Origin of the sequence: Agrobacterium sp. SUL3 (genome assembly GCF_001263295.1) — a bacterium.
Taxonomy (GTDB): Bacteria; Pseudomonadota; Alphaproteobacteria; order Rhizobiales; family Rhizobiaceae; genus Agrobacterium; species Agrobacterium tomkonis.
Map to the genome: position 1 here is coordinate 354,240 of NZ_KQ414505.1, position 14,759 is coordinate 368,998.

Consider the following 14,759-nt stretch of genomic DNA (forward strand, 5'->3'; position numbering starts at 1 on the left):
GGATGGATTTATCAAAATTTGTATATCGATGTACGAACGCGGTCTTCACTTAAATTATATTTGTTTCTTTGCATTTCGAATGTAACTGAGTTCACATCCCACTGCGCGAATATTAGCATTTTTGCGTGGAGGATGTTCTGACATGCGGTAAATTTTTGCCGGGCAGATCAATGGTTGTTTCACGCCACGGGCGAGATAATGCAACTATTCTGTCGATAATAACCTTCGATCCCTCAGGCCCGCGTAACGGATCCAGATAAATACTGCGAGCATGGTCGGCCGTGTATGAAAAAGGTCCACCTGGAACCTGGAACCAGGAGTATGCAGCGGAAGTCAGCTGATCGGGCCCAATTGTATCGAAACAATCCATCGGGGGGGCCGCGCCGAGTTTGGCGACGGCTTCATTTTTCGTCGTGTCATCCGTACGAAGGGCGGCATAAAGCCACCATTCGCCGGACTTGGGTAATTTGTCAAACTTCAACTGCATATTCCAACCCGGCGAGCTCCGATCGAGTGCCACCGCTGCCCCGTCAGAGGCAAGGGGATCGGCCACGATCGCGCTTTTCGCTCCGGCGAAACGTTGAAATGAGATATCCTGTATGTCTTTCCAGCTCACCCCATCCATGGCGATATCCGGCTTTTCGGGCGGTCGCCTTTCTATGGCCAGAAGAGGAGCCAGGGCTGCAATCTTGTCGTTTTGAATGTATTGGGTAACACCGGCTTGCGAGATCGCCTTCCAAAAACGGGCAGAGCGCTGGTTTTTGTCGGTGTTTACGTCGAAGCCTATCTGATCTTTCAAGTCCGAATATTCGTTCCGCCGCAGGAGGATTACATAATCGACCGGCATGCGGGCGGTCTGCACCCGGGCTTCATAGCGGGTTCCGCGGACCGATGCCTCGGCTTTGTCAAACAGGCTGTCGGCCCGTTTGACAAACTCGGCGTCAAACATAGCCATATCGACACTCGTCTTTTCTGCCAGAACATCATCGGTGCGGCTGATCTTGTCATGGTAGAAACGGATATATTCGATGATATCAGAAGCCGCAGGCCCGTAATAAGCCTCGCAGAACTCACGAACCAGTTCATTAATATCCTGTTCTGGGTCCCAGAGCAGACGGGCGATCACCCACGCTCTCAGGCTGGCAAATTCGGCGCCCGGCGTATTGAAGCTGCCTTCACCCATATATCCCCCAACGTGGTCCAGTGAGGCCAGCCATTGGATCGATCTGCCGATTGGGAAGATGTTTGGAGTAGGTTGAATGAAGCCGGCGAAATTCGTGATGTGATCCCAAATAAGAACATTGCGGGCAATCTTGTTCCAGCCGGCAATGTCCTTGCCGAGGGCGGCGTTAGCGGTACCGTTGAGCGCGTCGCGGTAGTTAACGTGGATCGTCATCGGATAGACAAGGATGTGATCGGGGACGGTCATGCCTTCCGGCGGTGTGAAGCTCCAGTGGTAGGCATTAAAGGCGAGACGAGCGCCAGGTAGTTCGGCGCGGACGCGTCGGGCAATGTCGATCATCATGTCCAGCCGTGGCGCCGAAGCATACCCTCCATGACGATCGGCGAATGCCTTGCTGCTTGCGTCCATATCCCAGCCCCAATCCATATCGTGAATGGAAAACCAGATACTGCGATAGCCCGGCAAGGCACGTAGTCGTTCGATAACCACCCGGGCCATCTCCGCGCGCATCTCCTCGTTCATCATCGCCAGTTGCCCGCCCGCATACCAGTCCGGATGAGCCGGCCTATAGATGGCCGGAGGCAATAATTGATAGAAATTGGCGATGATGCCCTGGCTTGCCCAGCTTCTATCCCAACTATCAAGCGCCGGCGGTGACGATTGGAAGGAGGGGCCGTGAGATTCACCGTTCATGAGGTTACGCTGACGCCATGCCTTGTCTTCCGCCTCGACACTGAGCACCTCCCGAAAGCCAAAGCGCGGGATTTGTCGCTCGTGTTGAAACGGTAGCGTGATGTCTGGCGTCAGCGGAAGGTTTGTCACATCAGGCGCCAACCATCGAATGCCGAGCTTACGGTCGAGGAACCAGTTGACGCCATACATGGTGCCGCGCGGTGTACGCCCGGCGATCAGGATGTGGGGACCGGAAGAACGTATGAGGAAGCCATCGTCTCCCAGTTCTTCAAAATCGGCCTCAGTGAACGCTTTACGGGCAAATGCGTTAAGGCGGCCGACGACGAGCAACGGCTGCTCTGCGACAGCTTCATCTATGGACAGATGTTTGGGTCCAACAGCACCTGCAACCTGCGCAGAAAAATTTGAGAGATCGCTGGCGGCCTGAAGCGTCATCACGTCTTCATCGACACCAACATGCACACGCATTGCCATGTCTCTTGCTGTCGCCAGGCGATGTCGACCATCCTGTGGAGCGGGACGAGCAAGCTGGTTTCTCATGAGTGCGGCGTTAGAAGCCTGCTCCGCGGGCGGTGGAAGCCACTCTGTCACCAAGGTCTGACGTGCGGCTTCGGCAACTGAGGTTGCCGGCTCCTCTGTCTGTGTCATGGAGATGCCGGTGAATGCCGCTGCGCCCGGGGTGCACGGAGCTTTACGAAGGTAAAGAACCATCTGATCGGCTTCAGGCGGTGCGGTAAAGACAATGGCGTGGGATTGCCATTTGGCCGTATCGCCGCCTGTAACGAAAGCTGCTTTCTCGGTCCGCGGAACTTTATCGGCGGTACATTTCCCATTCTCGCGGCCATCTAATGTGACTTTGGCTGGCCCTTGCCATTCATCCGTGACGCCCGCCCCACGAAAGCTCATCTGCGCATAAACCGTGCCCGGCTGCGTGGCTTCACTGCGGATATCCATTGAGAGGCGGTAGTTGCGCCCGCCGGAGACGCTGATTTTCTCCTGTACGACCATGCCGGACGGAATCAAGACAGCCTCGCGTCCGGCTATTTTCTGCAACAGTATAGCCGAGCCTTGCGGCCACCATGGGAAGATATGGCCGGCGAAAAAGCCGTTTTTGACGAGTTCGGACTGTTGTGCAAATGCAGGAAGAGAAAGAAGACTGAATGCCGCGAAAAGGCAGATAAGAGATCTTTGTAAAAACCTTTTCATTGGTATTCCTTAAATTGTTTAAATTTATGGAAAATATATTTTTGAAAAACCAGTCTAGTTCAGTCTGGAAATGCCTCTTAATTTCGGCTCAAAGGCAATTCCAGTGGAGTATTTTGGTTTTATTATCCAGAAAGTTCAGTAAATGAAAATATATAAAGTACGTTATGCTGTTTGGTTTTAACCGAACGGACTACTTCAAGTCCTCTTAGGCGTTTATGAAACGGGTTTAAACACTTTCCGTATCCACTCTATCATCAGGGGAAACTGATGTCGCCTGTCTTCATCGGTTAATCAATTTTGCCTGTTGGGTCCGGTTGCCAATGTTGGGACCGTGTCGACGATTTCCGATGCTGCTGTAAAGACATCGGTAAAACGGGTTACCGGCATGAGCTTTTCCATAAAGCAGGCCCCGGCCCATCATTGTTCACAGGAATTGATGGTGGAAGCGGTAGTTTCGCCGAGCCTTTCATTTGTCTGGGGATCGGCCGAAGGTCGGCTCCGGCGTTGCCGCCCATCCCGTTCTGTTCCCGGCGGATGCAGACAAAGGGTTACAACGGGGGTGAGGAAGACGGCGTAAGCCATTGCGAAGCCGGGGATCTGTAGCGAAAAATCAAGCGTCGAATGTAGTGCGACAAGCAGGAGTCCAGTAAAGCCCAGATGGGAAGCGTAACGATAACGTTTGCGTTTACGTGCCCCGCGAAAAAATATGGCCAATTGGGTGAGCACAAAAAAAGCTACGTAAAACGGGAATACGATGCCCAGCGTCAGCAAGCCCTCGGCATAGACATTGTGAGCATGGGTGACAACGCTGTTCACGCCGCATTGCGCCGCATGATAGGGGGCGTAGGTTTCCTTAAAGCTTGCGAGCCCCGATCCCCACGGCCAATTATCGGCGATGGCGCGTGTGATGCCCGGCATGTAGCAGAAGCGCAGGTCGTCTTCCAACCGCGCTTCCATGCGAAGCGCCACCCTATTGGCGAAAAGCGAGAACAGCCCGATGGCGATGAAAAGCATGATCGCTGCTCGTCGTTTCGATCCGTGCCGTCCGCCCCAAAGGGGTGCCGCATTCCGTCCTCTTCGAATGGGGGAGTTGAAGACGGTCAAAAGGATAAGCAACAACAGTGCCGCAAAGCTCGACATGATCCCTGCGCGCGATCCGGTCAGCATCAATGCGATGAAGCAAAAAGCAGTAAGCGCACTGGCGAAAGCCGCGCTGCGGATGAGACGTTTCTGTTCATCCGGCACGGTCAGACGATTTGCCACCAGAGCCCTCACCATGCGCCAGTTGGGAGCCAGGAGCCTTTTATGCAGCAGCACAACAAGTGTGAGCAGGATGAGGCCGAAAAAGGTTGCAGCGGTATTTCGGTTGACGAAGAGACCGGTCAGACTGTCAAGATAAAAGCGTTTCTGAATGAAGCCGAGCATTTCAGGAAAAAACAGAAACTGCATGATTGACCACAATGCGAGCCAGCCGCCGCCTATTGCGAACCATCGCAGTGCTTTTGCCGCTCGCTCATTCGTATCGAAAATCACGAGGCCAGCTATGAAGGCGCCGAAGGGCAGGGCGGCGCTCAGCAGGCCGAGACGATCGTCAGCCGGGGTAAGTGATATCGTGGCGGTGGGCGCGGTCTGTGTGAACATCGCGGCAACAGACCAGGCGGGATGCGAGGGAGTGATGCCCGGCAGGAACAATGCCTGAAACAGCAGCTGAACGATAAGCCCCCCCAACAAAAGGCAGGCCGCTGCGATGGCCTTGCCGGCACCGGCCTGAGGGGGCCCAAGCAGAAGGATTGCGGACACCAGCAAAAGATAGATTGCCGCCGTGACGACAATACGGCTCTCAATCTCAACCGCGCCCCGATTGAGAAGCGTGAGCAGGAAGATCGCCCAGAACGCGGCGATGGCAATTGCCCGGAAATAGTCCTGAAATGCGAGCGGCTGGGGCTGCGAGGAGGACAGTGGTTCTGGCAGGGCTTCGGTGGGCTGCATGGTTTTTCGGCTTTATGGGAATTGGCTGCTGTGGCGGTGCCTCAAAGGAAGGTGAGACCTGACCGCGCCGCCCTTTTAGATCAAGGATGCGGGACTGGGCGTTTCATTCTGTCCGGCGGCTTTTGTGGGCAGATATTACGCAAGGTCCAGCGCAGGACTTCCCCTCCTTTGCTGCACACGATCGCGGTGTCGGCATCGCGGGCCGTGTCTGCCTGTGGTAGGGCTTCTTTTGGAAATTGCTGCCACATCACGAAGCGTCCACGTATCAGATTGGCGTCGGCCGGTCCGTAAAGCTGAGAAAAATTCATTAGCACGGCAATTTCCATGGGCGAGGCGTTGCGCAATGCACGAACCATGGCAAGACGCAGCCATACGTCGCCATTGGCAGGAAAACAAAAAAGCGCATGACGAATATAAGTCTCGGCAAAACCAAGGCGCGCGGCTGCTGTCTCGGAGGCCTGATCTTTGCCATTTATATCGAGATCGGCGAGAACCAGCCGCAATCCACCCTTGATAATATCTGAACGGCAGATTTTTTCTGCGACGACGGGATGCAGCCCTTTGACAGTTTTCGCCAGAAGACCGGGTGCCAGACCGTTCTTATCGTCCGCGATCTTCGCCATCGCGACAATATCGGAAAAACGCCGGCTTTCGGAAAATGCTTGTGCTGCGATGGATAAAACAAACGTGGAAATGATCAGAACCGGCGCGACTGCCAAGAACTTACGCAGACGCGTCACATAGTCCCGTCTAGTCATGATAATATCGGGTATAGCGCGAATGATAATATTCGCTCGAACCATAAGCCCGATAGAGCTTCAGCTTTTCCGTGTCTACCTTGTTCAGGATGACGCCGAGGCACTTCTTGCGGATGTGGACTTCGTTTTCGATCGTATTGCGTACCGCCCTGCGGGCGGTTTTACCCCATTCGGTGATGAAGATGAAACCATCAATTCGTCCAGCCATTGCTCGAGCGTCAATCACCGGCCCGAGAGGTGGCAGGTCTACGACAATATAATCGAACGCGTTACTCGCTTCGGCCAGCAATTTATGCATCTGAGCCGATGTCAGCAGCTCAGAGGAATGTGGTACGCGCTGCTTGACGACTGTGGGCAGGAAAGCGAGCCGCGTCTTTTCGTCGTGCAGCAGCACGTCCCGAACATTGCGACCTTCCAGCAACACTTCGAGCAGGCCTTCTCCGGCGTGACGCGCCAGGGCGCGCGTGGCGCCCGGATTGCGAATATCGGCATCCAGCAGCAGCACTCTCGCGCCCTGCCCGGCGAGAAGCTGCGCCAGATTGATGGAGATCGTTGATTTTCCCTCACTCGGCAAGGCTGATACTACCCCCACCACCCGCGCTCCGCTTTTCGCAGCAATGCCGAGATCTATTGCGAGCCGGGTGCTACGCAGCGTTTCTGCAAAGGAGGATAGTGGGTGGTCTACAGCGTGGCGCCCAATGCTGGAGGGGCGTGTGGCAGCGGGATTGCTCTCTTTTCCTGTCGGTAGGTTGTCCGTGGCAGGCTTGTTTTGAATGAGAGGGGTATTCCCCAAAAACTCCAGCCCGAGAACATCGCGAACCTGTTCGCCGGTGCGGAAGAAGCGATCGCGGAATTCGCGGAATGCGGCCATGCCGCCGCCGGCTACGGCGCCCATGAACATGAACAACGCCAAAACGAGCGGCTTATTTGGCTTGCTCGGCCCCTCAGGCGGCATTGCCTTGGAGATCACGCGCGCTTCCGTCACAGGGAATGATTGCTGCTGCATCGCCTCCTGGTAGCGCTGCAGGAAGGTCTGATACATGTTCTTGTAGGTTTCCGCTTCGCGCTGCAATTCGCGCAACTGAACCTGTGTCTGGCTGGCCGAATTACTGACGTCAGTGGCCCTGGCGACGCTCTCCGCCAGTGATTTTTCGCGTGCTTCCGAGACCTCAAGATCACTTTTGTAGCTTTGTGCGATCCGGCTGACTTCCTGGAACATCAGCCGGCGGTATTCCTGCATTTCGTTGCGCAGACGCACGGCCTGAACGTGGTTGCCGCCAAGCCGGCCGGTGATTTCCGCCTCGACCTTGGAGGATTCGAGATATTTCTTGCGCAGATCATTTGCGACGGAGCTGTCGAGAATATCCGTTACGACGGCATCGACATCGTCAGTAGCGAGGATATGGTCGATCCGTTGCACCCGCGCCCGCGCCCTTGCCGTTTCCGATTGTGCCAGGATCAGCGCGCTGTTGGATTCGGCGAGCTGTTGATCGGAGAGCAGGCCGTTACTGCCGGCCGAGATCAAATTGTGCTCGGCGCGAAATTTCTGCACGGCCAGATCGGTTTCGAGAGCCCTCTGGCGTAACTCGGCTATGCGATCGGACAACCAGTCGCTGGCGCGCTTCGTTGCCTCGTATTTGGAGTTCAGCTTGTCGACCAGATAGGCGGAAGCTACCGCATTGACGATCTGGGCGGCAAGCACCGGCGATGTAGAGTTGTAGGTAAGTTCCAGTGCATAAGTGCGGCCTATGCGTTTGACGGAAAGGTTCGACAGCAACTGGTCCGACAGCGCTCGTTTCAGGGTTTCGTCATCGATGACGGTTTCTTTTTCGGGCGAAAACCATTGGGAAACATTTACGAGCGAACGGATAGTATCGATTATCGAGCTTAGAAGCGACGCGCGTGCGGCTCCGAATTCCTGATTTTCCGCCAGATTCAGACTATTAATGACCGCAAGCCCGATGGTTTCCGATTGCAGAACCTCGACCTGGCTGAGAATGGATGCCTCGTCCTCCACGACGCCGCCGATCGTCGAAAGTTGCTCGACGATCTGGCTGTTGTTGCGGTCGATCAGCAGGGTTGCCGTAGCAGAATAAATCGGGACGGCGGTCACGATATAGGTCAAACCAATTGCTGCAGCGACAGCAATAGCGGCGAGGACAATACGCCATTGCCGACGGATCGTCGCGAGAGCGGTTTCGATATCGATAATATCGGCCGTAAACGCGCTTTTGTCGTAGTCGGCCATCGTCAGGGGATCGTGCCTTTGCAACAACTGTCAGCCTCGTTGTTTTTTAGCGGGCGCCGCGGTCGCCAAGTCCCGTTGCGTCTTAAGACAGAAAACCGCGATAACCCGAGGAAACCGCGGGAAGCCAGTGTCAAATCGGGCTTGTGCTTGTCGGTGTACTTACGCTGCCGATTGAAACCGTTATCGACGGCGAAGTTGCTGCGCTGCCCGACGCTCCACTGCCGCCACCGCCAGCCGGAGCTGCTCCGCCTCCGGCCTGTGCCGTGCCGGCTGAACCGCCTCCGGCCGCCGAGCCGCCAATGCTGTTGCCGCTCGCAGGTGTGGAACCGGCGCCACCGATCGGTGAGGCAGCTGCAGCGGCTGCTGCGGGAGCGGCAGGGCCGGCGGCCGTGCCCTGAACGTTTTCGCTAAATGCAATAAGAAGATCGGATGGCACGCCGACGCTCTTGGTCTGCAGCTGTATCGCGGCTGCGAGTATCGTGTCGCCCCTCTGCATCGCCGTGGAATAGGCAAGCGCCAAACCTTCGCCGACGACCTCGGAGAAGTCCTTGTTGGCGACCTTTTTGGCCAGCGCAACGATGGTGGGCAGCTGGCTCGAATCACTCAGAATCAGTGCGGAAAGCTGTTCGGAGAATTGCGCAGCGTTGGTGGAAACGGCGATAATCGGAAACCCGCTTGTTACTCTTCCGGTCATGTCCGCTGCTGCGGCATCCGTGCTTGATGCAAGGGCGATCAAGTCACCCACCGTTACCTGCGTCGGAGACTGCTTGAAGAGTTCAGCGGCTGCAAGCGAAACCGTTTCCGGATTCGCGGTGTTGACACGGCCGAGGAAGGCGGCCGTCGTTTCGTCGGCGGTCTTTACGGGTGCCACAACCGGTGCCGGTGTAGCCTGCTGAGGTGCGGGTGGAGGAACGGGCTCTATGCTCTGGGCGTTCGCATAAGAAAAACCCATGCTGGCGATCAACATTGCGCCAGCAAGCGCCGGGCCGTTGTGAAGGCGGGACATAATACGTCTCCAAATCTTTAAAATACGACTTTAAATACATTCAATGTCGAATATGACTATCCAACATGTAAAAATTTCTCTTTTTTAAATCGCACAGCCCAAACGAACGATCAAGTGTTAAAATAGCGCTTCGAACGGAACTTTTAGCTAATGTTAACGACGAGTCCTACCGGTTTTCTCACCTTGAGAAGGGGATTTCGACAGAGTCTTGTCCTGCGACCATAAAAAAACATGCCATGCGTTTAATATTATGCAAGTAGGGTAATTTCAGAGTCTGAAATTCTTAAAATCGTAAGCCTGCCCGTCGTAAAAGCTCCGGTGTCGATGCCGATCCGTCGCGGGCCTGTTTCGGGTGCCGCAACAGGCGTATGGCCATGAACGACGAGCAGGTCCAGCCCGGCTCCCTGCGACAGGAACGGCTCCCTGATCCATAACATGTCCTCATCGGTCTGCGCATCCAGCGGCACTCCCGGCCGGAAGCCGGCATGCACGAAAATATAGGGTCCGATGCGCGCATAGACTGGCAGGCTGGCTAAAAGCTGGCGATGGATATGCGGGATCGCGCCGATCAGTGCGTCTCTGAAAGGCTGAAGTCGTAAACGGCCCTTGTGCATGAAATAATCGATATCGACACCATAGGATAAAAGCGTCTGGCGGCCGCCGAAATCCAGCCAGTGCATGTTGTCCTGCGGATTTTCGAGAAAGTCGCTGAACAGCTGCTCATGATTGCCGCAGAGCGCGATACGGCGCAGTGGCGCCGGCGGCGGCTGCAGAAGGTGGTCGATGACACCGCAGGAATCCTGTCCGCGGTCGACATAGTCTCCAACGAGAACGACCAGAGCGGGGGAGGGGTCGGGACCCAGATCCGCGAGGATTTTCCGTTCCGCCTGCAAAAGCAGGTCGAGGCAACCGTGCACGTCACCAATGGCGTAGATCGGAAAGGAGGTAGGCTTGTCGCCAAGGTCCAACCTGCGGCGCCTCCGGTCGTCGCGGGGGGCTGGTTGTTTACGACCGCGAATCCAGTTGAGCACCTTAGGCATAGCTGCCGATACTGTCTCTCCGGTACAAGGTCAAGAGCGTTGACTGCGGCGGCCGAACAGCCTTTTTGGGCTGGGTCGTTTGGAAGCCACGATCTCCGCAAACGTTCTGTTGAAGCGCCGCATCAGCGGCGTTTTTTCGGTCAAGAATACTTCGATATGGGGGCAGCATACCCTCTTTCGCATTCGAAATACATGACGCCTTAAATCGATGGTCGAGCGTGCATCCGGTCCTGCGAAACGATGGGATGTGCGGGTATTGGCGGAGACGTTTTAGAGCTTCAGCCAGATGCGCGGGTTTTCGTGCGACTGTATCTTGATCCATTTCAGATCCACCGCTTTCCACGGCTTGACGACGTTGGTGCGGTTGTCCAGCACCAGATCACCCTGGGTCGTGCTGACGACCAGAACCGCGTGGCCGATACCGCTCGGTATGCGGGCTGTGGCGATGCGAAGCGCACCCGACGGCCAGCCGGCCCGCAGCAGGCGTTGTCGCTTTGTCACGGCATAGTCGTCGCAGTCACCGCTGGCCGGATTGAGCTTCCACTCATCTTGTCCCTCAAGTTCGCCGACATAGACGATCGCGGAGTTGATCTCGGAGTTGATACGCTGCAGTTCCGTGCGCTTCTGTTTCGTCAACTCGATCGTGTCACGATCGCCAATGCGGACACACTGGTCGGCGGCATTGTCGCAGAATTTAGCAAAGGCGATGGGCGCGATGGTCGGACGGCTTGTTGACATGAACTGGCCGGGCCGCGCTGTGACCGGGTTTTTGGCGAGACCACCAAGCTGAACGGCAGATGCCGTCGTCGCGATGCTTGCCGCCATGCCGACGGCGACTGCCAAAGTCTTTACCAGACGGCCTGTTTTCTTTGCCATGTCTCTGCCCCTGCACAGTTGTTTTGTCTGTGCCTGAACATACCGGCCCTTTCTTGCAGGCCGTTTAAGTCGATAGATTGCTTTTTAGTGAAATCGAATTTTGTTGCCGGCAGAGGAGGCCGACCGGGAAATCGGCGCAGCCGCGTTTAGTTGCAGCGGGTTCTGCCCTCGGTGTCGACAAGGCATGTTTGCTGCGGCACGGGGCTCCTATAGTCGCGCCGTGCGTCCGATGAGGAGCGGCGGTTTGCCGGCGGCCGGTCATAGTTGCGTTCGATTTCGAAATTGCGCCCGCCGATCGTGCCCTGCGCACCACCGCGACCATCCGGCGTGATTTCGAAATTCTGATATTGCTGCGCATGGGCCAGTGCGGCCAGACTTATCGTAAGGACAAACAGGCCTGTTGCCAGCCCGGCCCGCAACGCTGTCGATGGATGATGCCTGCGCGAAACCATGCGCTCTCCTCCTGCTGATGGAGCGACCGATAGGTGCCAGTTCGTAATGTGCGCGCCGCTCTCTCGGTCGCGATAATCATATCACCGATGGCGCAACAAGCGTGAGACCGATTTTGTGACCGCGAGCGGCGAATCGCTGTTCATGCGCTTGTCAGGCGGCAAGCGATCGGGCGGACTGTCGTCCGGTCATCAGGAACATAAAAGAGCCTTTTTCCCGCTGAAAAATTAAGCTCTTCTCCGCTGCATTTATAGGCTTCACAATCCTGTAACAACGGACCTAATATACAAGTGCAGATGCCGAATCGCTCAGGAGAAGCCCTTGACGATTGCAGTTTCACCACAGGCCCTGCCGGCGCTCGTTCTGAACGCAGACTATAGGCCACTGAGTTATTATCCCTTGTCGTTGTGGTCCTGGCAGGACGCGATCAAGGCTGTCTTTCTAGACCGTGTGAACATCATTGCAGAATATGATCACGCGGTGTCATCCCCCAGCTTTTCCATGCGGCTGCCGAGCGTCGTCAGCCTCAAGACCTATGTGCAGCCCACCCGCAACCCCGCCTTCACGCGCTTCAACGTTTTCCTTCGGGACAAGTTCGAATGCCAATATTGCGGCACGCGGGATGAATTGACCTTCGACCATGTTATCCCCCGCGCGCATGGCGGTGAAACCACGTGGCACAATGTCGTGGCCGCGTGCTCTCCCTGCAACCTTAAAAAAGGCAGTAAGCTTCCCAAACAGGCGGGCATGTTCCCGGCACAGAAGCCCTTCCAGCCGACGGTTCAGGATTTGCACAATAATGGGCGGTTGTTCCCGCCCAACTATCTGCACGAAAGCTGGATGGACTATCTTTACTGGGATACCGAGCTGCAGCCCTGATCCCTCAGGACTGCAACGCGGCTTTTCCGCTTACCGGCTTTTACGGCTCGCGCCAAAAAAGGCGATGGCCGCAAGTGCAATGCTTGCGATGACGTTCCAGCCCGCGAAGGAAAGGCCGAGCACCCGAAGTGCTGCGTCATTGCAGGACGGCGCCTTGATGGCGTTGAGATTGCCCAGCAGATCGCCGGCATTGGTGGTGATGGACGGCGCGCCGGTGGCGCAGGTGATCGGACCTTCCCAGAAACCCCATTCCACACCGGCATGATAAACACCAAGCCCGGCGCCGATCAGCATGGCCACGCCGATGAGGGCGAGGAGCAGCCGCGTGATCTGAACCGGCAGTTTGAAGACACTGGTTGCAACGGCCAATATGCCCAGCGGAATGGCATAATAATAGGGATCGCGCTGCAACAGGCACAAGGCGCAGGGCGTGTAACCGCCAATATGCTGGAAACCGAGGGCAGAGCCGACGGTGAAGATCATTCCCGCCGTGACGCCGAGAGCGGCGAGCGTACGGCTGTTGTTGGCGGTGGTCGCATTGGCCATGATGTTTTCCCCAAACTTCGCGAAGAAGCAGATATCCCGGACGGGCTTTCAAAAAGGCGGGCGTGATGGCGAAATTAAGTCGCCAGTCAACGGTGTGTTACGGGATTCGTCTAATCCAGTCCGTTACTTCTGGCAAATGAAAGCCCGTTAATAAACGGGAGGTGGATGAGCAAAGTTTCGTGATTTTACGACGGCGATGACACAGTCGAACGGCGGTTTGTTTCTCTGCATCGTATAGAGGCTTCACTAGAAGAGAATTTTGAGGAAAACTCCCGGTTGAAATCCTTTTGTGCTTACTGAATATCACAAATCCAGCAAGATGGCTGAGGTTCATTGGAGCGAAGCCGCATGCCGAAGAACATCCTTATACTTTCAGATGGTACAGGTCAGGCCGGCGGGCTACTTCCCGATGAGCGCCGCAGTAACGTCTATAAATTATTTCGTGCAACCCGGTGCGGTCCAGACTCGGCCGTGAACCCCGATGATCAAATCGCTTTTTACGATGCCGGGTTGGGGTCAGCTTCAGATGCCGACGATATCAAGATCGGTGCCTTCCGGAAGATCTACAACGTTCTCTCACAGGCGACAGGACTTGGAATAACCAAGAATATCGTGGACTGTTACACTTTTATTCTCCAGTCTTGGGAACCAGGTGACCGGATTTTCCTGTTTGGATTCAGCCGTGGCGCCTACACCGCGCGATGCTTGGGTGGCGTACTGGGTTGGTGCGGCGTGCCGACAAGGATGGATGACGGCGTCACTGCCTTTTATCGTGACCCGAAAACCGCTCGCAAGGTTGCAAACGAAGCGGTGAAAACGGTTTATCAGCACGGCGCCGGTAAAGGCAGCAAGCTGCTTGACGCCCAGCGGAAAGAGTTGGCCGCCCGCTTTCGCGAAAAATATCGATCCTCTGATGAAACCAAGCGGGCCAATACGGTACCTTACTTCGTCGGAGTGTGGGACACCGTGGGCGCGTTGGGGGTCAATGCCGTCCAGCAAATACTCATCCTCCTCGCGGCCACCTTGGGAGTTGCCCTGTTGGCCACGGCCGTCTGGGCGATGATGCCGTGGCAGATTGCATTAAACGCATGGCTTTTTGCCAGCGTGGGTGTGGCGGCGACATTCATGGTAACGTGGTATCTGGCGACCCATTTGAAGTGGGCTACAGGGCTGAGCGACCCATGGTGGAAAACCATTCATCTGACGGGCTGGCGTATGAAATTCTACGACACGGTTCTCAATCCACGCGTCGAATATGCCAAACACGCCCTTTCCATTGACGAGAATAGAGCGAAGTTTGCTCGCGTGCCATGGACCGATGAATCGAGCGACTCGGCAGACAAGGAAGACGGTTGGTTCGAGCAGGTCTGGTTTGCGGGTGTGCACTCAGACATTGGAGGGAGCTATCTGGAAACGGAATCCCGTCTATCAGACATCGCGCTGGCGTGGATGGTGAACAGAGCGACGAATGTGACGCATCCCATCGTCGTAGACGATAAATGGCTGCATTTATATCCCTCCAGTGCAGGCGGTCAGCACGATGAAATCAAGTCGGGCTGGTTGCCGTGGAAATCATGCGTTCGCAAAATTCCTGTCGACGCGCCAATACATCCAAGCGTCGTTGATCGTTTCAAGTTGGCTGGTGTGGTCCATTACGATGAAACGAAGGCGTATCGGCCAGAAGGACTACGCGGCCACGATGCGGTGAAATCCTATTATGGCGGGGGAGCAGCCCCTGATCCCGAGGCAGGTTCGGCTATAGCAAGGATGTAGATGAATGCGACGGCCTTTCGACAGGCTGAAACGAAAATTTTCGTTTGCCAGCATCCGTTCTGTACGGCTATCATCGGGATGATTGTTACGGGCCGGTGCGCCGAACAAAAAC

General features: G+C 55.8%; 11 protein-coding genes. 2 read left to right on the plus strand and 9 right to left on the minus strand.

What is annotated here, in order from left to right; genetic code table 11:
* Window positions 1–112: 112 nt before the first annotated feature.
* The 8 genes from AKG12_RS16120 to AKG12_RS16155 form a co-directional block, all read right to left on the minus strand.
* Window positions 113–3,082 (minus strand): DUF4838 domain-containing protein, encoded by a 2,970-nt coding sequence (locus AKG12_RS16120; protein ID WP_052819616.1) that lies wholly within the window; start codon window positions 3,080–3,082, stop codon window positions 113–115.
* Between the two features lie 417 nt (window positions 3,083–3,499).
* Window positions 3,500–5,071, minus strand: coding sequence for an O-antigen ligase family protein (locus tag AKG12_RS16125; protein WP_082178885.1), 1,572 nt, complete (start codon window positions 5,069–5,071; stop codon window positions 3,500–3,502).
* A gap of 80 nt (window positions 5,072–5,151) precedes the next feature.
* Window positions 5,152–5,829, minus strand: coding sequence for a hypothetical protein (locus AKG12_RS16130; protein WP_046799780.1), 678 nt, complete (start codon window positions 5,827–5,829; stop codon window positions 5,152–5,154).
* Complete coding sequence (locus AKG12_RS16135; protein ID WP_052819617.1) at window positions 5,822–8,077, minus strand: polysaccharide biosynthesis tyrosine autokinase; 2,256 nt, start codon at window positions 8,075–8,077, stop codon at window positions 5,822–5,824. Before AKG12_RS16135 ends, AKG12_RS16130 begins: the two co-directional genes overlap by 8 nt.
* A gap of 130 nt (window positions 8,078–8,207) precedes the next feature.
* Complete coding sequence (locus AKG12_RS16140; protein WP_046799778.1) at window positions 8,208–9,083, minus strand: hypothetical protein; 876 nt, start codon at window positions 9,081–9,083, stop codon at window positions 8,208–8,210.
* Between the two features lie 248 nt (window positions 9,084–9,331).
* Window positions 9,332–10,123, minus strand: a complete 792-nt coding sequence (locus AKG12_RS16145) for a metallophosphoesterase family protein (RefSeq protein WP_046799777.1) — start codon at window positions 10,121–10,123, stop codon at window positions 9,332–9,334.
* A 270-nt stretch (window positions 10,124–10,393) separates the two neighbouring features.
* On the minus strand, window positions 10,394–10,999 hold the full coding sequence (locus AKG12_RS16150) for a transglutaminase-like cysteine peptidase (protein WP_052819618.1): 606 nt from the start codon (window positions 10,997–10,999) through the stop codon (window positions 10,394–10,396).
* A gap of 146 nt (window positions 11,000–11,145) precedes the next feature.
* Window positions 11,146–11,451 (minus strand): hypothetical protein, encoded by a 306-nt coding sequence (locus tag AKG12_RS16155; protein WP_052819619.1) that lies wholly within the window; start codon window positions 11,449–11,451, stop codon window positions 11,146–11,148.
* 319 nt (window positions 11,452–11,770) lie between these two features.
* Between AKG12_RS16155 and AKG12_RS16160 the strand changes: the two genes are divergently transcribed.
* Window positions 11,771–12,328 carry an HNH endonuclease gene (locus AKG12_RS16160; RefSeq protein WP_003585610.1) on the plus strand — a complete coding sequence of 186 codons (558 nt, stop codon included), beginning with the start codon at window positions 11,771–11,773 and terminating at the stop codon, window positions 12,326–12,328.
* A 30-nt stretch (window positions 12,329–12,358) separates the two neighbouring features.
* Here the strand turns inward: AKG12_RS16160 and AKG12_RS16165 are convergent, their stop codons facing one another.
* A complete protein-coding gene (locus tag AKG12_RS16165) occupies window positions 12,359–12,874 on the minus strand; it encodes a disulfide bond formation protein B (protein WP_052819620.1) in 516 nt (171 codons plus the stop codon).
* Window positions 12,875–13,222: 348 nt separating this feature from the next.
* Between AKG12_RS16165 and AKG12_RS16170 the strand changes: the two genes are divergently transcribed.
* Complete coding sequence (locus AKG12_RS16170) at window positions 13,223–14,647, plus strand: T6SS phospholipase effector Tle1-like catalytic domain-containing protein (RefSeq protein ID WP_052819621.1); 1,425 nt, start codon at window positions 13,223–13,225, stop codon at window positions 14,645–14,647.
* Window positions 14,648–14,759: the final 112 nt, after the last annotated feature.

Bases quoted from the DNA above. Each gene is read 5' to 3' on its own strand.
- AKG12_RS16120 (WP_052819616.1), bottom strand. From the start codon at position 3,082: ATGAAAAGGTTTTTACAAAGATCTCTTATCTGCCTTTTCGCGGCATTC.
- AKG12_RS16125 (WP_082178885.1), bottom strand. From the start codon at position 5,071: ATGCAGCCCACCGAAGCCCTGCCAGAACCACTGTCCTCCTCGCAGCCC.
- AKG12_RS16130 (WP_046799780.1), bottom strand. From the start codon at position 5,829: ATGACTAGACGGGACTATGTGACGCGTCTGCGTAAGTTCTTGGCAGTC.
- AKG12_RS16135 (WP_052819617.1), bottom strand. From the start codon at position 8,077: ATGGCCGACTACGACAAAAGCGCGTTTACGGCCGATATTATCGATATC.
- AKG12_RS16140 (WP_046799778.1), bottom strand. From the start codon at position 9,083: ATGTCCCGCCTTCACAACGGCCCGGCGCTTGCTGGCGCAATGTTGATC.
- AKG12_RS16145 (WP_046799777.1), bottom strand. From the start codon at position 10,123: ATGCCTAAGGTGCTCAACTGGATTCGCGGTCGTAAACAACCAGCCCCC.
- AKG12_RS16150 (WP_052819618.1), bottom strand. From the start codon at position 10,999: ATGGCAAAGAAAACAGGCCGTCTGGTAAAGACTTTGGCAGTCGCCGTC.
- AKG12_RS16155 (WP_052819619.1), bottom strand. From the start codon at position 11,451: ATGGTTTCGCGCAGGCATCATCCATCGACAGCGTTGCGGGCCGGGCTG.
- AKG12_RS16165 (WP_052819620.1), bottom strand. From the start codon at position 12,874: ATGGCCAATGCGACCACCGCCAACAACAGCCGTACGCTCGCCGCTCTC.
- AKG12_RS16170 (WP_052819621.1), top strand. From the start codon at position 13,223: ATGCCGAAGAACATCCTTATACTTTCAGATGGTACAGGTCAGGCCGGC.